The 20,306-nt window shown below is 48.9% G+C and carries 15 protein-coding genes, 1 tRNA gene and 1 pseudogene; 9 read left to right on the forward strand and 8 right to left on the reverse strand.

Features of this window, described 5'->3' with window-relative positions; translation table 11 throughout:
- Positions 1 to 23: 23 nt before the first annotated feature.
- Complete coding sequence (gene glnE, locus GC128_RS21380) at positions 24 to 2,876, reverse strand: bifunctional [glutamate--ammonia ligase]-adenylyl-L-tyrosine phosphorylase/[glutamate--ammonia-ligase] adenylyltransferase (protein ID WP_193216294.1); 2,853 nt, start codon at positions 2,874 to 2,876, stop codon at positions 24 to 26.
- A gap of 145 nt (positions 2,877 to 3,021) precedes the next feature.
- On the reverse strand, positions 3,022 to 4,320 hold the full coding sequence (locus GC128_RS21385; RefSeq protein WP_151995989.1) for a CYTH domain-containing protein: 1,299 nt from the start codon (positions 4,318 to 4,320) through the stop codon (positions 3,022 to 3,024).
- Positions 4,321 to 4,563: 243 nt separating this feature from the next.
- Between GC128_RS21385 and GC128_RS21390 the strand changes: the two genes are divergently transcribed.
- On the forward strand, positions 4,564 to 5,184 hold the full coding sequence (locus tag GC128_RS21390; protein ID WP_064516062.1) for a TIGR04211 family SH3 domain-containing protein: 621 nt from the start codon (positions 4,564 to 4,566) through the stop codon (positions 5,182 to 5,184).
- Positions 5,185 to 5,244: 60 nt separating this feature from the next.
- A complete protein-coding gene (locus tag GC128_RS21395) occupies positions 5,245 to 6,498 on the forward strand; it encodes a multifunctional CCA addition/repair protein (protein ID WP_151995990.1) in 1,254 nt (417 codons plus the stop codon).
- A 79-nt stretch (positions 6,499 to 6,577) separates the two neighbouring features.
- Here the strand turns inward: GC128_RS21395 and bacA are convergent.
- Both bacA and folB read right to left on the reverse strand, forming a co-directional pair.
- A pseudogene (gene bacA / locus GC128_RS21400) lies at positions 6,578 to 7,449 on the reverse strand (undecaprenyl-diphosphate phosphatase); the annotation flags it as partial.
- Positions 7,450 to 7,502: 53 nt separating this feature from the next.
- Positions 7,503 to 7,871, reverse strand: a complete 369-nt coding sequence (gene folB / locus GC128_RS21405) for a bifunctional dihydroneopterin aldolase/7,8-dihydroneopterin epimerase (protein ID WP_151995992.1) — start codon at positions 7,869 to 7,871, stop codon at positions 7,503 to 7,505.
- A gap of 107 nt (positions 7,872 to 7,978) precedes the next feature.
- On the opposite strand from folB, the gene plsY reads away from it, so the two are divergent.
- Positions 7,979 to 8,596 (forward strand): glycerol-3-phosphate 1-O-acyltransferase PlsY, encoded by a 618-nt coding sequence (gene plsY / locus GC128_RS21410; RefSeq protein WP_151995993.1) that lies wholly within the window; start codon positions 7,979 to 7,981, stop codon positions 8,594 to 8,596.
- Positions 8,597 to 8,631: 35 nt separating this feature from the next.
- On the opposite strand, the gene tsaD is transcribed toward plsY, so the two are convergent.
- The gene (tsaD, locus tag GC128_RS21415) at positions 8,632 to 9,645 is read right to left on the reverse strand and encodes a tRNA (adenosine(37)-N6)-threonylcarbamoyltransferase complex transferase subunit TsaD (RefSeq protein WP_151995994.1); all 1,014 of its coding nucleotides are present in this window, start codon (positions 9,643 to 9,645) and stop codon (positions 8,632 to 8,634) included.
- Positions 9,646 to 9,892: 247 nt separating this feature from the next.
- On the opposite strand from tsaD, the gene rpsU reads away from it, so the two are divergent.
- From rpsU to GC128_RS21445, 6 genes are all read left to right on the forward strand, one after another.
- Positions 9,893 to 10,108 carry a 30S ribosomal protein S21 gene (gene rpsU / locus GC128_RS21420; protein ID WP_001144069.1) on the forward strand — a complete coding sequence of 72 codons (216 nt, stop codon included), beginning with the start codon at positions 9,893 to 9,895 and terminating at the stop codon, positions 10,106 to 10,108.
- Between the two features lie 166 nt (positions 10,109 to 10,274).
- Positions 10,275 to 12,020 carry a DNA primase gene (gene dnaG, locus GC128_RS21425; RefSeq protein WP_151995995.1) on the forward strand — a complete coding sequence of 582 codons (1,746 nt, stop codon included), beginning with the start codon at positions 10,275 to 10,277 and terminating at the stop codon, positions 12,018 to 12,020.
- Positions 12,021 to 12,174: 154 nt separating this feature from the next.
- Positions 12,175 to 14,013, forward strand: coding sequence for an RNA polymerase sigma factor RpoD (rpoD, locus tag GC128_RS21430; RefSeq protein WP_151995996.1), 1,839 nt, complete (start codon positions 12,175 to 12,177; stop codon positions 14,011 to 14,013).
- A 207-nt stretch (positions 14,014 to 14,220) separates the two neighbouring features.
- Positions 14,221 to 14,296 (forward strand) — tRNA-Ile (locus GC128_RS21435).
- Positions 14,297 to 14,609: 313 nt separating this feature from the next.
- Positions 14,610 to 15,113: a hypothetical protein gene (locus tag GC128_RS21440; protein ID WP_151995997.1), complete on the forward strand. Its 504-nt coding sequence runs from the start codon at positions 14,610 to 14,612 to the stop codon at positions 15,111 to 15,113.
- A gap of 379 nt (positions 15,114 to 15,492) precedes the next feature.
- Positions 15,493 to 15,942 (forward strand): hypothetical protein, encoded by a 450-nt coding sequence (locus GC128_RS21445; protein WP_151995998.1) that lies wholly within the window; start codon positions 15,493 to 15,495, stop codon positions 15,940 to 15,942.
- A 329-nt stretch (positions 15,943 to 16,271) separates the two neighbouring features.
- Here GC128_RS21445 and GC128_RS21450 read toward each other — a convergent pair whose 3' ends face one another.
- From GC128_RS21450 to GC128_RS21460, 3 genes are read right to left on the reverse strand one after another with little or no spacing between them, the layout of a single operon-like run.
- Positions 16,272 to 16,904 carry a hypothetical protein gene (locus GC128_RS21450; RefSeq protein WP_151995999.1) on the reverse strand — a complete coding sequence of 211 codons (633 nt, stop codon included), beginning with the start codon at positions 16,902 to 16,904 and terminating at the stop codon, positions 16,272 to 16,274.
- A gap of 57 nt (positions 16,905 to 16,961) precedes the next feature.
- The gene (locus tag GC128_RS21455; protein WP_151996000.1) at positions 16,962 to 18,329 is read right to left on the reverse strand and encodes an McrC family protein; all 1,368 of its coding nucleotides are present in this window, start codon (positions 18,327 to 18,329) and stop codon (positions 16,962 to 16,964) included.
- On the reverse strand, positions 18,329 to 20,299 hold the full coding sequence (locus tag GC128_RS21460) for an AAA family ATPase (protein ID WP_151996001.1): 1,971 nt from the start codon (positions 20,297 to 20,299) through the stop codon (positions 18,329 to 18,331). Before GC128_RS21460 ends, GC128_RS21455 begins: the two co-directional genes overlap by 1 nt.
- Between the last annotated feature and the right edge of the window lie 7 nt (positions 20,300 to 20,306).

Here is a 20,306-nt window from a genome sequence, read left to right on the forward strand (position 1 = left end):
CGCGGATAATATCACAATTAATCTTATGCGCGTGTTTGCGGCTCACTCAGCCATTTGTGCCAGCTTGTTAATACCTGCTCGCGCTCTTGAGTGAATGTATCCATTGCCACGTTTCCAGGCAGCTCTTGCAATGCCAGGTGATGAAGTTCATCGCGCAACGTGACATAAGCATGCGTCAGCGCTTTCGCTTCGTCATCACTCATGATGTCGTTTTGCGCCATTAATTCCAGAATGCGCACATTGTCAGACCAACGCGTCAATTTTGGAGCCTGCGCCGCATAACGTAAAACCAGATATTGAGTGATAAATTCGATATCGGTAATACCACCTTCATCGGCTTTAATATCAAAGCGTTCACGGGTTTTCCCTCCCAGATGCGCACGCATTTTTTCGCGCATTTCACGCACTTCGTTCTGGAGTTTTTGACCTTCACGCGGCACACATAAAATCTTGCGGCGAATTGCATCGAATTCCTGCTTAAGCAGCGGATCGCCATAGACAATACGTGCGCGCACCAGGGCCTGATGCTCCCAGGTCCAGGCTTCATTTTGCTGATAATCAGCGAAGGCTTCGGCGGTAGTCACCAGCATGCCAGCGGCACCCGACGGGCGCAAACGCGCGTCGACTTCATACAAAATGCCCGATGAGGTTCGTGTGCTAAACAGGTGCATAACGCGTTGCGCGAGGCGTAAATAGAACTGGCGACCGTCAATTTCACGCTCACCATCAGTCATCACATCCGACGGGCAATCGTGCAGGAAAACAAGATCCAAATCGGAACTGTAGCCGAGTTCCCAGCCACCGAGTTTGCCATAACCGACCACCGCAAACCCGCGCCCTTCACGGTTCTGTAAGTGTTTTGGCTGGCCGTATCGCAAGACCATTTGCGCCCAGGCTTGCTGGACGACCGCATCGATCATCGCTTCGGCAAGCCAGGTCAGATGATCACTGACTTTCATCACCGGCAACGTGCCCGTAATGTCAGCCGCCGCCACACGTAACAGTTGCGCCTGTTTAAACTGACGCAACGCTTCCAATTGCTGTTCTTCGTCGTCATCAGGAACGCGCAGCAAATACTGGCGCAGTTCATCACGATAGGCGTCGGTGGCGGTCGGTTGGTAAAGCGTATTCGGGTCTAGCAATTCATCCAGCAGCAGCGGATAACGTGCCAGTTGACTGGCAATCATTGGCGACGCAGCACATAGCGTGATCAGGTGCTTAAGCGCTCCCGGATACTCTGTAAGCAGCTCAAGATAGGTGGTACGAGTGACAATGCCGAGCAACAGCGGGGTTAAGCGCGACAACGGCAACGGCGCATCGCTGCGGGAACAAGCCTCGCACAGCAAGCGTGGCATCAGTTGATCCAGCACCTGACGGCCACGCGGCCCGATAGTGCGCTTGTCAGTATCCTGGCGGAAATCACTTACCAGACGTAGTACTTCGCCACGCGCTTGCGGCGTTAAATGCTCCAACACTGGCGTATTCGCATCAGCGTCCAATGCGTCCTGCCACAGCTCACGCCACGCTTCAGAGAGTTTATCCTCGCCCGGTTCCGGTTCATCATCGCCAATCAGCTCGTTAAATACCTGGCGCACGGCACTCATATGCTGTTGCAGCGTTTCTTGCAGTTCATCCCAGGTTTGCGCGTTCATGCCCCATGCAAGGCGAGCGCGGTTCAGCTCATCCCCAGGCAGCGTCTGAGTTTGTTCGTCATTGATGCTTTGCAGCAGGTTTTCCAGGCGGCGAAGATATAAATAGGCCTCATTCAGTTTGACGGCATCGCCTTCTGGCAGCAGGTGCAAATGTTGAATAGCTTTAAGGGTCGGCAGCAACGAACGTGACTGCAAAGAGGGCTCGCGGCCGCCACGAATCAGCTGGAATACCTGAACGATAAACTCGGTTTCGCGAATGCCGCCCGCGCCAAGTTTAATGTTATCGGTCAACCCACGGCGGCGGACTTCACGGGCGATCATCCCTTTCATATTGCGCAAGGATTGGATCACACTGAAATCGATATAACGGCGAAAGACAAAAGGCCGCAACATGTTGCGCAGCTCCTGACTCCACACATCGTCGTTATCGCCCATGATACGAGCTTTAACCATCGCGTAGCGTTCCCAGTCGCGGCCTTGTTCCTGGTAATAGTCTTCTAATGCGGCATAGCTCACCACCAACGGGCCGCTGTCCCCGAACGGGCGCAGGCGCATATCGACGCGATAAACAAAGCCGTCTTGTGTCGGTTGGTCGAGGATTTTAATCAGGCGCTGGCCGAGGCGTGTGAAGAACTGGGCGTTGTCCAGTTCACGGCGCCCACCCTGGGTAGAACCGTTTTCCGGCCAGGCAAAAATCAGGTCGATATCGGAGGAGAAGTTCAGCTCACCGCCACCAAGTTTGCCCATACCAAGAATCATCAGCGGTTGTGCGACACCCGCCTGGTTACACGGCGTGCCCCACTCACGGCAGCATGCTGCATAAAGCCAGTCACGGGCGGCGATAATCAGCGTTTCTGCCAACGCACTCAGTTGCTGGAGAGAGCTTTCAGTCGGCATCTGCTGCAATGCCTGCGACCAGGCAATTCTCACCATCATACGGCGGCGAAACAGGCGCAGCGCGGTCATTAACGCGGACTCACTATCGACCCCCTGCAACTCTTGCTGCAGCCAGGCCGCATAGTGCTGCCATTCGTCGGCAAGCGGCGCTGAGTGCTGTAATTCCTCAAGCCATGCAGGATGCGCCGCCATGCTGTCACAAACAAAATCACTAAACGCCAGCACAGCCTGAGCCTCAGGGCTTAGCGTCTGGCGGTCAATCTCTTGTGGCAGACGCGCCAGCGCCGCCTGCAAATGCTGCTGTAATAGTGGCGCTTGCGACATCATGGTCGTATCCCTTGTTAACAGTATCCCCTAAATAATTCGAGTTGCAGGTAGGCGGCAAGGGAACGAATCCCCAGGAACTTACAAGAGTAAGTGACTGGGTGAGTTCCTGCGGCCAACAACCCTGCGACTCAAAGTATGACGGGGATTATTTTCCGCTATGCAGCCAGAATGGGGCCTGCGCAATAGCTTCATTACGATAATGTTCGATTTCTACTTGTTGGCGCGTCGCAATGGCATGACGCAGCCCTTGCCAGTTGTCCAACCACGGTTGCGTTTTCGCATCTTCATAAACGCCTGCCAGCAGACGGATAGAGCCAGTTTCACGCGCCAGACGCGGCAGTTGATCAGCATAGCTGTCACCTAACGGGCGCTGGAAAGTTTCTTTAAGTTCTGCGGCGTGGCGCGAAAGATGGGTATCCGCAAAACGCTTAAACGAACCTGCCAGTTTGACGTTAGCTTTTTCGTCGGTGAATTTCTGCCATTGACGCCCTACCAGCCACTCGGTCAGCGCCCGTTTGGCCTGGCTACTTTCGGCGCTGAAAGCCAGCTCCTGCGCTTTTAGGTTAGAGGCCAGCATGGTTTCGTAAGTTGCGACCAGTTCACGAACTTGCGTACTCGCCTTGCGTGGAATAATGCCGCCGAACAGCGCCAGTGCGTAGCGCACAAGGCCAACCGCTTCCAGAACCTGTGCTTTCGCTTTGCCGTTGCCACGCAACCACAGCTCTTCGTGGTATTGCCAGTGGCTAAGCGCCAGTTCCAGTGAACCTTCCAGCCCTTGTTCAACCGTCGCTTTCGGGGGAACGCGTAATACCGTTAATGGCTTAATTTCTCTTTCCATATTTCCCTGCACCAGATGGTATCCGCGCGCGGCTTTGCTCAGGCTACCCTGGCGTAAACCCGGTTGAGCGACCAGTTGCTTTGCAAAAGCTAAAACGTCTGCCGTTTCGCCTTCGAGTAATTCCAGCTCCAGCTCGCACAATGGCTCGGCCAGTTCACCCGCTTTCACTTCACCGAGATCCAGCGCCAGTTCGATACGGCTTTTGCCGTGCGTTACCACCCATTTTTCACGGGCAAAATCAGTGCTAAAAAGTGGGTTTAACTGGGATTGCAAATCGTCCGGGGAAAGGCCTTCAGGCCAGACTTCTTTTGGCAGCAGCGACAGGTCAAGCTCAGCCTTGCTAAGCTCAACATTATATTCCGGGCGCTGGTGCAGCCCACCAGTGACACGGCCTGCGATTTTCATCGTCATTTCATAGCGGCCATTATCGCCACGGATGCGTAAACCCATATCATGACGGCGCAACTGGTTGTCGGCAGTTTCATAATAGATGTTGAGCAGTTGGCGGGGTTCACTATGCTGGCTTTCCAGCGAATTTAATGTGTTACGAAGAGAATCCAGTTCAGTTGGATTAACAATAAATTTGAGTTCGATTTCCTGAGTCATCGTCTTTTTACTTTTAGTTGGGTCACATCGAGCTAAAGCCCGGCGAACTTAGTATCTTAATAGCTGTCAGTAGATAATATTTTTCGCCAAATTACCATGAGTGGCGCGCATTTTGACGTGCCATAAGCTGTGAGCAATTGGTCAAATTCACACCAGGATGATTCTCATTCAGGTTTACGGATTGCGCCGTCAGACTGATGCCACTACTATCGTTCCACTATTTATGACAATAACGACGAAATCATGCACAAATTCCGCCTAATTTGCCTTACTTTGCTCTCCCTTAGCGTTTCCGTAGTGGCTCATGCCGATGAAAAACGTTATGTATCTGACGAATTGAACACCTGGGTGCGTAGTGGTCCTGGGGATAATTACCGCTTGCTTGGCACCGTAAATGCGGGCGAAGAAGTGACCTTGCTGCAAAGCAATGAAGAAACTAAATATGGCCAGGTGCGCGACAGTAATGGCCGTACCTCCTGGATCCCACTGGCGCAACTGAGCACCAATCCAAGCCTGCGTACGCGTGTGCCGGACCTGGAAAACCAGGTTAAGACGCTGACTGACAAGCTCACAAATATCGATACCACCTGGAATCAGCGCACGGCTGAAATGCAGCAGAAAGTCGCGCAGAGCGACAGCGTAATTACCGGTCTTAAAGAAGAAAATCAACAACTTAAAAACCAACTAATCGTCGCAAAGAAGAAAGTCGATGCTGCGAATGTTCAGTTGGATGACAAGCAACGTGCCATCATCATGCAGTGGTTTATGTATGGCGGCGGTGTCGCTGGTTTCGGTCTTCTGCTCGGCCTGTTGCTGCCTCACATGATCCCAAGCCGCAAGAAGAAAGATCGCTGGATGAACTAATCTGCAACCCTGTATCCTACACTTACGTATTATCGTAATTGGATGCAGGGGCATTAAAGCGTGAAGATTTATCTGGTCGGTGGTGCAGTACGTGATGGGTTGTTGAGATTACCGGTCAAAGATAAAGATTGGGTGGTTGTTGGTGCAACACCACAAGAGATGCTTGATGCTGGGTACCAGCAGGTAGGGAAAGATTTCCCGGTATTTCTGCACCCTAAATCACGTGAAGAATATGCACTCGCGCGTACTGAGCGTAAATCAGGCCAGGGATATACAGGTTTTACCTGTTATGCCGCGCCTGATGTCACGCTTGAGCAAGATTTGCTGCGCCGTGATTTAACCATCAACGCGATTGCCCAGGACGAACACGGCGAATTTATCGACCCTTACAACGGGCGTGCCGATATCGAAAAGCGCCTTCTGCGTCATGTGTCGCCAGCTTTCAATGAAGACCCGCTACGCGTTTTACGCGTTGCGCGCTTTGCTGCACGTTATGCTCACCTCAATTTCCAGATTGCCCCGGAAACTCAGGCTCTAATGTCTGCGATGGCGGCGAACGGCGAGCTTGAGCACCTCACACCGGAACGCGTCTGGAAAGAGACTGAAAACGCCCTCACCAGCCGTAACCCACAAGTTTATTTCGATGTGCTGCGCAAATGCGGTGCGCTGAAAGTCCTGTTCCCGGAAATCGACGCGCTGTTCGGTGTGCCTGCTCCTGAAAAGTGGCATCCGGAAATCGACACCGGCATTCACGTACTGATGACGCTGTCGATTGCCGCTCAGCTCAGCCCGGACGTTGACGTACGCTTTGCCACGCTGTGCCACGATCTCGGTAAAGGGCTCACGCCAAAAGAGTTCTGGCCGCGTCACCATGGGCATGGCCCGGCAGGGGTAAAACTTGTCGAACGGCTATGCCAGCGCATGCGTGTGCCGAATGAAATTCGGGACCTCGCCAAACTGGTTGCCGAATATCACGATCTGATTCATACGATTTCAATCCTGCAACCCAAAACCATCATCAAATTATTCGATGCCATCGACGCATGGCGCAAACCACAGCGCGTCGAACAGGTGGCGTTAACCAGTGAAGCCGATGCTCGTGGGCGCACCGGTTTTGAAGCCAGTGATTACCCTCAAGGCAGGTTGCTGCGTGCCGCATGGGTTGCGGCGCAAAGCGTCACCAATAAAGAAGTGATTGATGATGGTTTCAGCGGCCCGGCGATTCGTGATGAATTAACTCGCCGCCGTATTGCCGCCGTGGAAGCATGGAAAAAAGAAGCGGGGTTGGCCACGCCTTTACCATCCGTTAGCTGATAGAAATCTGCCACAAACGAAGACGCCAAACAAAAAGCCACTCAATATGAGTGGCTTTTTTATTAGTGAGTGGAGAAATTTAGAAGAATACGAAATAAACCACTGCTGCGACCGCAAAGCGATAAATTGCGAACGGGATAAAGGAGATGCGTTTAATAACTTGCAGGAAGGTTTTAATCGCAATCAGCGCAACGATGAATGCCGTGATAAAACCAACGGCAAACATTGGCAGGTCAGCCATGGTTAAGAAACCGATGCTCTTATACACATCCAGCACCGTGGCACCCATCATCATTGGCACCGCCAGCAGGAAGGAGAACTCAGATGCTGCATAACGGCTAACGCCCATTAACATCCCACCAGAAATTGTCGCACCAGAGCGTGAAAAACCAGGCCATAACGCTAAGCACTGGAAGCAACCAATTGCAAACGCCTGGCGATAGGTGATGTCATCTACGCCTTCAGCACGCGGCTCTTTAGGTTTGAACACTTCAGCCACAATCAGCAATACGCCGCCGACCACTAATGCGTACATGACGTTTATAGGGTTAAAGAGAGATTTAATGGCATCGTGGAAGACCAGCCCCAGAACCACAGCAGGCACCATACCCAGCAAAATATGGATCAGCGACAAACGCCCTGTTCCAGTGCCTTCATGCGGTTGGCGGCCAAAATGAATGCCAATCAAACCAAACAGGCGGCGCCAGAACATCACCACAACAGCTAAGATCGAACCAAGCTGGATTACCACTTCAAATGTTTTCGCGGTATCACCTTCAAATCCCAGAAGATGACCAACAATAATCATATGGCCGGTGGACGAGACGGGTAAAAACTCCGTTAACCCCTCAACGACACCAAGAATCGCGGCAATAACCAACGAGTGCAGATCGCTCATTAAAAAAATCCTCTAACCCCAAAAACAAACGTTAAAAAAGCGGCATCTGCCGCAAAAGATCACAGTTAAGACCAAGCTACCTACTTTTGGTTTAACTATGATGAACTTATTTACTGAGTTTAAGATTAACGCCACGCTCAATCACCACGCCAACATTAGCGGCCTGTGCAACAGCACCTGGCTTGCTAACTTTTAAACGCACCCACGGTGAGTTAAAGCGGCTTAACAAAAGCTGTGCAACCTCTTCAGCAACACGTTCCACCAATGCAAAACGGCCGCCAGATACGTGGCTGATTACCGCTTCGCTGACATCTGCATAGCTTAAACAATGAGTTACATCATCACTGCTGGCGGCCAGGCTATTATCCCATGCCATCTCGATATCAAATACCAGCTTCTGGGAGATGGTTTGTTCCCAGTCATAAACACCAATAGTGGTGATTACAGTAAGTTGCTCTATAAATACAATATCCATCACGCCCTGCCCGGTTTTTAGTCACGCCAGATACCACTTCCGGCGAAATATGCGTATTATCCACAGATGCAGAGAATACAACGACACTTTCAAAATGGAACAGCGTTATGAGTGCAATCGCGCCTGGCATGATCCTGCTTGCGTATCTTTGCGGCTCAATTTCTAGCGCCATCCTGGTCTGCCGAATCGCCGGTCTCCCTGACCCGCGAGAGAATGGTTCCGGCAACCCAGGTGCGACCAATGTTTTGCGAATTGGCGGTAAAGGTGCAGCCGTAGCGGTACTCATTTTTGATGTTCTCAAAGGAATGTTACCCGTCTGGGCGGCTTACGCGCTGGGTGTGACACCTTTCTGGCTTGGGCTTATCGCAATCGCCGCCTGTCTTGGCCATATCTGGCCGGTTTTCTTTAATTTCCACGGTGGTAAAGGCGTTGCAACAGCTTTTGGTGCCATTGCCCCTATCGGCTGGGACTTAACCGGCGTGATGGCAGGGACCTGGCTGCTGAGCGTTTTACTCAGCGGTTATTCCTCACTAGGTGCCATCATTAGCGCGCTGATTGCCCCGTTCTATGTCTGGTGGTTCAAACCGCAGTTCACCTTCCCGGTCGCCATGCTCTCCTGCCTGATTTTAATGCGCCACCACGACAATATTCAGCGTTTATGGCGCGGGCAAGAAACCAAAATCTGGAAGAAACTGCGCAGAAGTAAAGACAAAAAAAAGGAGTGATTGCTCACTCCTTCTCGACTAATTCTGCAAAGTTTTTACGCCGCTGGTAACTCAGCCAATGGCCAGCGTGGGCGGACTGTCACGCTTAATTCGCCAACCGTTCCTGCTTTCAAACGAATCATACCTGCGTAGGCAATCATCGCACCGTTATCGGTACAAAACTCAGGACGAGCGTAGAAGACTTCGCCACGGCGTTTAGTCATCATTTCTGCCATGCGCGCACGCAGTGTACGGTTGGCACTCACGCCACCAGCCATCACCAGACGTTTAAAGCCTGTTTGATCCAACGCTCGTTTGCACTTGATTGCCAGGGTATCAACAACCGCATCTTCAAAGGCACGAGCGATATCGGCACGCGTTTGCGGATCTGCTTCGTTGCCGCGAATAGTGTTCGCAGCAAAGGTTTTCAGACCAGAGAAACTGAAATCAAGACCAGGGCGATCGGTCATCGGGCGTGGGAAAGTAAACCGCCCTTCAGTACCCTCAGAAGCCATTTTTGACAACATTGGGCCACCAGGATAATCCAGACCCAATAGTTTGGCCGTCTTATCAAAGGCTTCACCTGCGGCGTCGTCAATTGACTCACCCAGAAGTTCGTATTGGCCAATACCCGTCACACTAATCAGCTGCGTATGGCCGCCGGAAACCAGCAGTGCCACAAACGGGAACTCTGGCGGATTATCTTCCAGCATCGGGGCTAATAAATGCCCTTCCATATGATGCACCGGCACAGCGGGTACATCCCAGGCAAACGCCAGAGAACGGCCAATTGTTGCGCCTACAAGCAGTGCTCCTACAAGCCCTGGTCCGGCGGTATAGGCAACACCATCAATATCTTTTGCTGTTAATCCAGCCTCTTTAAGAGCGGCCTGAATCAATGGCACGGTTTTACGTACATGGTCACGGGAAGCAAGCTCCGGCACCACGCCGCCGTAGTCAGCATGCAATTTCACCTGACTATACAATTGATTGGCTAATAAACCCTTTTCATCGTCGTAAATGGCGATGCCGGTTTCATCACAGGATGTTTCTATACCCAGTACACGCATGGCGTTCTCTACCTCAAAGTCTTGCGGCGAAGTTTAAGCCCATGAGCGCTTATTGTAAAACTTTGCTCACATACTGGGCGTAGGTGGTGTATAATCCGCACCCCTGGAAGATTCCGGCCTTAAAAGCCAGGTTTCTGGTTGTCCGGTGCTTTACAAAGCAGCAGTAGTTGCAGTAAAATTCCGCACCATTTTGAAATAGCTGACGCCTCAGTCAGCGGCAAACCGAATTTATCAAAGGTGAGAGTTAATGCCGGTAATTAAAGTACGTGAAAACGAGCCATTCGACGTAGCACTGCGTCGCTTCAAGCGTTCTTGTGAGAAAGCAGGTGTTCTGGCGGAAGTTCGTCGTCGTGAGTTCTATGAAAAACCAACGACTGAACGTAAACGCGCTAAAGCTTCTGCTGTGAAACGTCACGCTAAGAAACTGGCTCGCGAAAACGCACGCCGCACTCGTCTGTACTAGTATCCTGGAGGTTTACACCTCCGGAACAGACTTGTAGTAGTTGTAAAGGCCGTGCTTCCGAAAGGAATGCGCGGCTTATTTTCGTTTATGAACTGACATACTTCCTGCTCTTTCGCACTGCTGCAATATCGCATGTCTGAAGGAAAGCGAGTACCAAACGGGGCCTATGGCTGGACGAATTCCACGTGTTTTCATCAATGACTTGCTGGCTCGCACCGACATCATCGATCTGATCGATGCGCGTGTTAAGCTCAAAAAGCAGGGCAAGAACTATCATGCGTGCTGTCCGTTCCATAACGAAAAAACCCCCTCTTTCACCGTAAACGGTGAAAAACAGTTTTACCATTGCTTCGGCTGTGGGGCACACGGCAACGCTATCGATTTTTTAATGAACTATGACAAGCTTGAGTTTGTCGAAAGCGTTGAAGAATTATCAGCGATGCACAATCTTGAAGTGCCTTACGAAGTCGGTAGCGGACCAAGCCAGATTGAGCGTCATCAACGGCAAAGTCTTTATCAATTGATGGATGGCTTGAACGCCTTCTATCAGCAATCCCTGGCTCAACAATCGGCTGAATCTGCACGCCAGTATCTGGAACGGCGTGGTTTAAGTAACGAAGTTATTCAACACTTTGCCATTGGCTATGCTCCTCCCGGCTGGGATAACGTATTAAAGCGTTTTGGTGGCAATAGCGAAAACCGTCAAGCTCTGACGGATGCAGGCATGTTGGTAACTAACGATCAGGGACGCAGTTACGACCGTTTCCGCGAAAGGGTGATGTTCCCCATCCGCGACAAACGGGGCCGGGTAATTGGTTTTGGTGGACGAGTGCTTGGCGATGGCCAGCCTAAATACCTTAACTCCCCGGAGACCGATATTTTCCATAAAGGCCGCCAGCTCTATGGCCTGTATGAAGCACAGCAAAGCCAGCCTGAACCAGCTCGTTTATTGGTCGTGGAAGGCTACATGGATGTGGTGGCATTGGCGCAATACGGCATATCGTACGCCGTTGCTTCATTGGGCACCTCAACCACCGCTGACCATATCCAGTTGTTGTTCCGGGTGACGGATACCGTTGTCTGTTGTTATGACGGGGATCGCGCAGGGCGTGACGCTGCATGGCGTGCTCTGGAAACTGCGCTACCTTATATGACGGATGGACGTCAGTTGCGCTTTATGTTCCTACCTGACGGTGAAGATCCCGACACGCTGGTGCGTAAAGAAGGAAAAGAAGCATTTGAAGCGCGCATGGAACATGCTCAACCGCTTTCGACGTTTCTTTTTAACAGCCTGATGCCTCAGGTTGATATGAGTTCACCTGATGGCCGTGCGCGACTGAGTACTCTTGCTTTACCCCTGATTAGTCAGGTACCTGGTGAAACACTACGCATTTATTTGCGTCAGGAACTGGGAAACAAACTGGGCATTCTGGACGATAACCAGCTTGAAAAGCTGATGCCAAAGCTTGCGGAAAGCAGCACCCCGCGCCCGGCTCCACAGCTAAAACGCACAACCATGCGTATACTGATAGGACTGTTGGTGCAGAATCCGGAGTTGGCACCGAGTGTGCCACCGCTTAGCGGTCTGGAGCAGGCGAAGTTGCCAGGATTAAAACTCTTTATTGACCTGGTGAACACCTGTCTGGCACAACCTGGTTTAACCACCGGGCAGCTTTTAGAGCTATATCGCGGCACAAATGAAGCAGTCACCCTTGAAAAACTCTCTTCATGGGACGATATAGCAGATAAGGACATTGCAGAAAAAACGTTCAACGATGCACTCGAACATATGTTTGATTCGGTGCTGGAGTTGAGGTTTGAAGAATTGATGGCACGTTCCAGAACCACTGGGCTAACGCCTGCGGAGCGTGAGGAAGTCCGCGTGATAACAGAATCACGCGCGAAAAAGTAAATTTTATCGGCTTAAGTGCCGAACATTAATCGGGTCAAACCCGAACGCCGCAAGGATGGGCAGCGGCAATAAAATAAGTCAGCCCTCGTTACGTTATTGTTGGCGGTTTCGCCGACCGACACCAACCCTAATACTGAAGTGTGGATACCGTCTTATGGAGCAAAACCCGCAGTCACAGCTTAAACTTCTTGTTACCAAGGGCAAGGAGCAAGGCTATCTGACCTATGCCGAGGTCAATGACCATCTGCCGGAAGATATCGTCGACTCTGATCAGATCGAAGACATCATCCAAATGATCAATGACATGGGCATTCAGGTGATGGAAGAAGCACCTGACGCCGATGACCTGTTGCTTGCTGAAAACTCAAACAACACAGACGAAGATGCGGAAGAAGCTGCCGCTCAAGTACTGTCCAGCGTAGAATCCGAAATCGGGCGTACTACTGACCCGGTTCGCATGTACATGCGTGAAATGGGTACCGTTGAGCTGTTAACCCGTGAGGGTGAAATCGATATCGCTAAGCGTATCGAAGACGGTATCAACCAGGTGCAGTGCTCCGTTGCCGAATATCCGGAAGCGATCACTTATCTGCTTGAGCAATACGACCGCGTTGAAGCAGAAGAAGCTCGTCTGTCTGATTTGATCACTGGTTTTGTTGACCCGAATGCTGAAGAAGATCTTGCCCCTACCGCCACTCACATTGGTTCTGAGCTAACTACCGAAGAAAGCAGTGACAGTGACGATGAGGAAGATGAAGACGACGATGCGGACGATGACAACAGCATCGACCCTGAACTCGCGCGTGAGAAATTCGGTGAGCTGCGTACGCAGTACGAAAAAGCTCGCGACACGATTAAAGCAAAGGGCCGCGCTCACGCGGATTCTGCCGCTGAGATTCAGCAACTGTCTGAAGTCTTCAAACAGTTCCGCCTGGTACCGAAGCAGTTCGACTACCTGGTAAACAGCATGCGCGTCATGATGGACCGCGTTCGTACTCAAGAACGTCTCATCATGAGATTGTGTGTTGAACAGTGCAAAATGCCGAAGAAAAACTTCATCACACTGTTCACTGGCAACGAAACCAGCGAAACCTGGTTCAACGCAGCCATCGCAATGAACAAGCCATGGTCTGAGAAACTGCATGACGTTTCTGATGACGTGCATCGTAGCTTGCAGAAACTGCAACAAATTGAAGAAGAAACCGGCCTGACCATCGAGCAGGTTAAAGATATCAACCGTCGTATGTCCATCGGTGAAGCGAAAGCTCGTCGTGCGAAGAAAGAGATGGTTGAAGCAAACTTACGTCTGGTTATTTCTATCGCTAAGAAATACACCAACCGTGGTCTGCAATTCCTCGACTTGATTCAGGAAGGCAACATTGGCCTGATGAAAGCGGTTGATAAGTTTGAATATCGTCGTGGTTATAAGTTCTCTACTTATGCAACATGGTGGATTCGTCAGGCTATCACGCGTTCTATCGCTGACCAGGCGCGTACCATCCGTATTCCTGTGCATATGATTGAGACAATCAACAAACTCAACCGTATTTCGCGCCAAATGCTGCAAGAGATGGGCCGTGAGCCGACGCCGGAAGAATTAGCTGAACGTATGCTGATGCCGGAAGACAAAATCCGTAAAGTGCTGAAAATCGCTAAAGAGCCTATCTCCATGGAAACGCCAATCGGCGACGATGAAGATTCGCATCTGGGTGATTTCATCGAGGATACTACCCTCGAGCTGCCACTGGACTCTGCAACGTCTGAGAGCCTGCGTAACGCAACTCACGACGTTCTTGCGGGCCTGACAGCGCGTGAAGCTAAAGTTCTGCGTATGCGTTTCGGTATCGATATGAATACCGACCACACGCTGGAAGAAGTGGGTAAACAGTTCGACGTTACCCGCGAACGTATCCGTCAGATTGAAGCGAAGGCACTGCGTAAACTGCGTCACCCAAGCCGTTCTGAAGTACTACGTAGCTTCCTGGACGATTAATCTTATCGCCCTTCTAAAGAGCCCTCTTCGTGAGGGCTTTTTTATGCCCGTAAGAATGTCATTCCAGCCAGTGTTCGTGCCCGTGTTGCCCGATGAAATACCAGAAGTGAAAAGTATAAGAGTTTGATTAGGCTTTGATTATAAAAGCAGCAGATGTCACGCAATCACTGGATTGATGCTGCAAGTTACATTATAATCCTGCGCCACGGCCCCTTAGCTCAGTGGTTAGAGCAGGCGACTCATAATCGCTTGGTCGCTGGTTCAAGTCCAGCAGGGGCCACCAAACATATCAAGGACTTGGATAAGAAATTATCCAGGTCCTTTTTGTTTTGTGACTTTCTGGGTGACGTAATGGGTGACGTAACGTCGTAGTGCCTGCTGCGAAAAATGGTGGTGAAGATGAGCTTTACAATTAACTTCCAGTTACACAGATAGAAGACTTCTTCTTTTCAGCAACCAGTCCCCCTCTCATCGATATTTTCGTTCGCAATATGCAATTAAGCTGGAACCGCCCGTTTCCTTGATAAAACACCTTACAACTCGACTAGCGAGCGTGACAAAATGCAACCTTATGCAATTTACCTGGTGAGATGTTAATGGGATTACTCGACAGAATTCAAGACAAAGCAGCCGAATCAGCCAGACTGCAACAAGGGTTCATTAGCTTAAAAAACATCTTGGTTTATCTGAAGAATATGAAGCCGCAAGCTAGCTACAGCGCCATTGCTGAGAGCCTGGAAGCTGAATACTTAAGCCTTACCGAAAAGCCCAGACTGTATTCTTTTACTAATGGGGACCTGAAGCTGGTAGAACCAAACGACAGTGCTCTTGAACTGACCACAACTAAGAATGTGCGCTGGGAACCCATTGATCAAAACATGTATGACACTCTCCATCAAGTTTTGAATAGGGTCGAGGATGATCGGCTTGATGCGGAAGAGCTGGAGGAATATGGCTTTCTGAACGAAGAGATTTCAGCAGTATTTAGCATTCAGTTTCCTGCAGTCCAGTGTTCTGAAATTGACTACCACAAAGCGCTTGCAGAAAAAGACGCACGGATACATGAACTCGAAGAAAAATTAAAACAGCATACCTCATAAAAATGCTGATCGTCATGCAACAAAACGAGAAGACATTCTATCGGCCGAAATTAGCCTGCTTAATCATCCTGAATTCTATGTTCCTCAAGGTGATATGACTAAAGCTGAATGGGAACTGCAATGTAAATTAATAAAAGAGCACCTGCCAACAGCGCGCAATCTTACAGATCTTCTGACATCGAAATGTGGATTATTCTGGCCGGATGTTGATAGTCCCCCACTCGGTGATGATGCAATTTATCGTCTTAACCTGACTGCAATTAAACGCGTCGATAACGCAAAGTAGTCTACGTAGAGTACTCAAGTAGCCTGCAAGACTACCTAATGAAAATATGTTTTTATCACCCCGTTGCATAACTAATTACACGGGGTCACCTCATTGAAAAACAAACCGACCATGGCTGAAAAAGTCATCGCCATTCATCAGCCGCAGTGCCTGATTCGCATTGCGGCAATGATGCAAATTATGGGTTGTAGCCGTACGAGAACTTACGCCAATCTTCGCCTCGTGGGCGGACAAAGCCTGAAGATTATTCACTGGGCATGGCACCGCCTCCGCTACCAGCAGAGTGGAAGCTCTCTTATCGATTACATTAAGAAGAACAAGCTGAATCAGAGGACCGCCGCAAAGCAGCTAAGACGCAAGCAGATGAGTGCACACTGGAGTCGACACTTTGATAACTACTATCAGAATTATTGGCCTGAAGGCTGGACAGTGGCTGATTACTGCCGCAAAGAGGGCTTGGTGCAAAGTTCTGCCAGGCGCTATCTGGTGGACTTCCCTTTCATTGGCCTTATCAATCCATTTGTACTGAAGCCCTGGTTATAAATTACTACCCTAAAAAGCTGACCATAACCCAAACAATACATGATGAAAATTATATAAAAACCAAGAAGAAGCAATAAGTTAACTACAAATCCACTATATCAGCCATGAATAGATTAAAGATAAAATCAATCACATCAACAAGTTAAAATTGTGATCAAATTTTTGATCACAATTCACTGATACCCATTTTGGGTTTCATATAGTTTCTTCGGATAGCCTTCCGTAGCGATAAAAATGTTTGATCAGATTTATGCGTAAAATATCTGATCACTTTTCTGATCAAAAAAGGATTAAATTTCAATCACGACTGTGGTAACTCCAGCCCGATCTTAGCTATTTGCTCTAATACAAAGGCTACACCTTTTAACCGAAGTTAGTGTAGTGATAGTCCTTGCTTCTGCTTCCAGTTCCGCTAAATCTTTAGCACAGACCTTAAAATAATCACCTCCAGTAAAAGGCTCTGGTTGAGAGTAGTTGTTATCGTTATTTATTGAATTGCAGATTGCAGCATGCAAACAGGTATATATTTCAGTGCTTGCATTATTCTTCCCTTCACTCTTTTTAGGAAGACTCAGTACATAACCGTTCGGGTTAGCTTTGAGCCAGGCTCGATATTGCTGCTCACTCTCCGGGTTTTCCTTACTATGGAAACGCACAATAGTGCTGGCGCTGGAGCTGTCTTCCATCACCGAAAGATACTTCATCGCAGCAAGCAAGTACGATGCATTAAATGTCACGTCTTGATAATCTTTAGGTGACTGGCTATTCGTTTCTTCGTAATGTTCAATAAAGGCAGCCATGCTTTTCTTATCGAGCCGTCTTAGACTGTTACTGGCGTTTTTAACATAGAGATTTCCCTGCTCTGCATAGAGAGTGAAAGGCTGCTTTCTACCAAGGGTAACCAACTCAGCTGGTTGTGAAAAACGTTCAAGCATGAAGTGATAAAAGTCTTTATATGGCATATAACTTCCTGTACCCACAAAATAGTATGCGGAGAATTATCTGATCCAGTCTGAGAATTAGTTTATTAAATCATATTGATATAAATGGTTAGCATTGTCTGCATTACCTCTGTGGACATCCATTTCGGGAAAACAGGTAAATTCTGACTGCCATTCCCCCTCAACCAATTTCCCCTGTTCAAGGTCAAACGGAACACACCACAGGGCCAGTTGCCTATCAAACTGAAACACAGGTAAAGGCGTATTGAAATACTGATGACAAGGATAGACCAGCATCATATTGCCTTGTCCTTGCAAATATTTTTGCCCGTACGCATACATCTGATAAAGATCAGCCTGGTTTATTTCATATTTTCGCTTATTGTCGCCGTGTCTTGTATCCAGCAATTTCCATTTTGCATCAAGTACTAATCTTTGCTGGTTATCTGCAATCAAAAAGTCAGGTTTAAGCATAAACCAAAGCTCTTCAGCACTGGAGCCAATTGGAGTATGTGCCAGTAAGTGACAGCTTTTTGCCTGTGTCGTGAGCTTAAAGCCAGATTGTAATGAAAGAGAAAAACAACGCCCGACCCACGACTCATACAACCGTTCCATAGGGAATAACAGGGAAATGCCTTGATGGATCCCTTTCTGGAAATCAGGATTTAACTTTTCGAGAATCAGCAGGCACCAGGGTTTTATTACGCGATAATTATAAAGATACTTACCGTCCCCCCACTGAGCCATGTCAGCCACTGCAGAGCCACTTAGCGGTGTAATCTCAGCCATCTGATGGCTAAGAGTATTTGCCTGCCGCCAGCTATCATTGTCTTTCGTCATTTTTAGAACGATATCAAGAGCAGTACGCAGAAGACGGTTTTCTATTCGCTGCGGAGAAAACTCAGCATAACGCACATGGAACCGAGTCCCTCTTCCCGGAGACTGTCTCAACTGCCGGTTAACATCCAGTTGCCCACGGATGAATGCACTGTCGTCATCTTCAATCTGAAGGTAGTCAAAGCGCAGCCCCTTACGCATCAACTCTAGTAAATGTCGAAGAAACTCACCAAAAATCCATTCATGTAAGGGCTGATTACTTCGCTGTAACGCGGCCTGGCTAGCTTCGCGCGGACTCATAGTAATAGACGACGCAAGCATCCTGCGAAGAAGCAGGCGAAGCGGCTCAGGGCGCACTACCGCTTCAAGCTGTGTCTTCGGCAAAATTTCAAACGATTCACCGTTGGGCGCTTGCAGATAACCCACGTAACTCCCCAACCGAAGAAAATGCTTACCTTCCCGATGAAGAAGTTGAGAACTTCCGGTCCATTGCTCTTGTAACGTTTCAAGCCAGGCAAAAGTTTGCGCAGAGACAATCCCCAGATCCATACTAGAGGGCTGCGATTGGTCGCAGGTTAGTAAGGCATACTCTCGAACCTGAAACGTCATTACAGGATTCCCTGATAAGCCGCTGGTGATGTGAAAGCATGAGGATTGATACGAAAACGTCTGTCAGACAAGCTGCTAGCAATATCCGCTGGGAATAGCTCTGCCAGACCTGGCAGTTGTGCTGACTGTTGCAGTAAAATAAATCGACTCTCTTTTGATTTTGACGAGTCGTTCAACACCCAGCCAATACGCTCATAGTCATCAAAGAAATACTCCCGTAATAACGGTAATAGTTTCTCGCTGAAAATCACTGACAGGCATTTTTCACGCTCAGCAGCACTCTCAATATTTTTTAGCGGCATAAAATAGGCGTGGCCGATCATATGCTCACTATCTAAAAGTGCTTCAATGCGCTGATTAATGCGGTTTAATAATGTTGAGACATCGATACCAAACGCAGTGATTCCCGCAAGTAAATCTGGCTGAGATTGCATTTCGATAAAACTAAAGCGTCGTCTTAATGCCAAATCCATCTGAATAAGTGACTTGTCGGCCGTGTTCATTGTGCCAATGACATAAACATTCTGAGGTACTGAGAACAGGCTTTTAGAATACGGCAGCATCAAAGCTCTCGCGTCTTCGGCATCCTGGCGTTTATCAGGCTCAAGCAAAGTGATTAGCTCACCAAAAATACGAGCAATATTCCCACGGTTAATCTCATCAATAATCAAAATATGCGGCTGCGCACGATGATCATTTGATTCAACAGGTGCCAGAAGTTGCGTTAACTTCTCTCTGTCAATAGTCGTGTCTTTCAGCTCATAAAGAGTTTTTTGTGAAAGTGCTTTAAAGAACAAATGCTCTTTAGGCAAACTTGGAGCGTAGGTGCGCAACCATTTCACCGGGCGCATTTGATGAAAACCATCGCGTTCATCATTGGGTAAATATTGGTAGTCGGCAGTGATTTCAGCGATTGCGCGGAATTTATGATTACCATCAGAGACAACAACCAGGTCACCATTGCGCATAATATTTTTAAAGGTATTAACGGCAGTACCCATATATTCGCTTGTAGCTTCTGATGAGCCATTCTCAGCTGTAATCTGCGACTTAATAGTTTCAAGCGTAGAGGATGCGCTGAAGTTAATATCCTCACCCCACCCTAATAAAATATAGTTATTTGCGAGGCATTCCTCATAAATATCATCCTCGCCTTCCATGGTATTGCCGAGTGACATTTTCCAGACCCGCCTCCCATTCAGGGAGATGGGCAGCGTTGAGCTTCCCTGCACTTTAACCTTCGCATTCAGGCAAAGCTGTTTAAAAATTCCATCCACTACTTCGTAACGCAGGTTTCCGCTGGTTTCATCCGTCGTGGCACGAATCCCTTCGATAAAGTCTTCGTAGGAAAAACTTTGATGGAAAGTGGTAAACATAATCCGCTGTTTTTCAACCAAGGTCTGGTAACGAGCTTTCACCACATCCCGCAATGCTTGCCCTTGATGTGCCTGAACTGCATTCTGATACCATTCACCGTCCGCGATTTTCACCGCCAGTTCTGTAGTGGCATAAGTCTTACCTGTTCCAGGTGGCCCAAATAAGATTTGATTGAGGGGATACACGTTGAGCATTTCCTTATTTTTTTCCACACGTGGTCTTAACTCAGGCAATGCTCCACCAATGAGTAATTCCACCAGCAGTTTCAGCGCATCAACAGACTCAATATCAGCATCGTACCCGTATTGCGATGAGCTGCCATCTTTCGGGAATCGGCGATAGCTAGTACTTTTGGTCTTTTCCCAGTGGCAAAATAAGCCGGGAATGCTGTCTATCTCTTCACGCAGACTGATAGTATCCGGTGCAAGTACCAGCGGGCTTTTGCTAATGACACCCTCAGCCTTACGTTTTACATATAGATACTTGCCATTACCCAGCGCGTGCTCTGAGGCGTAGCTCGGTTCATATTTCCCAGCTTCTAATGTAAATCCCAGAACATTAAGTGCCTGATAAATCTCCAGTGAATTAAGCATGATTCAC

Origin of the sequence: Buttiauxella massiliensis, assembly GCF_902500225.1 — a bacterium.
GTDB lineage: Bacteria > Pseudomonadota > Gammaproteobacteria > Enterobacterales > Enterobacteriaceae > Buttiauxella > Buttiauxella massiliensis.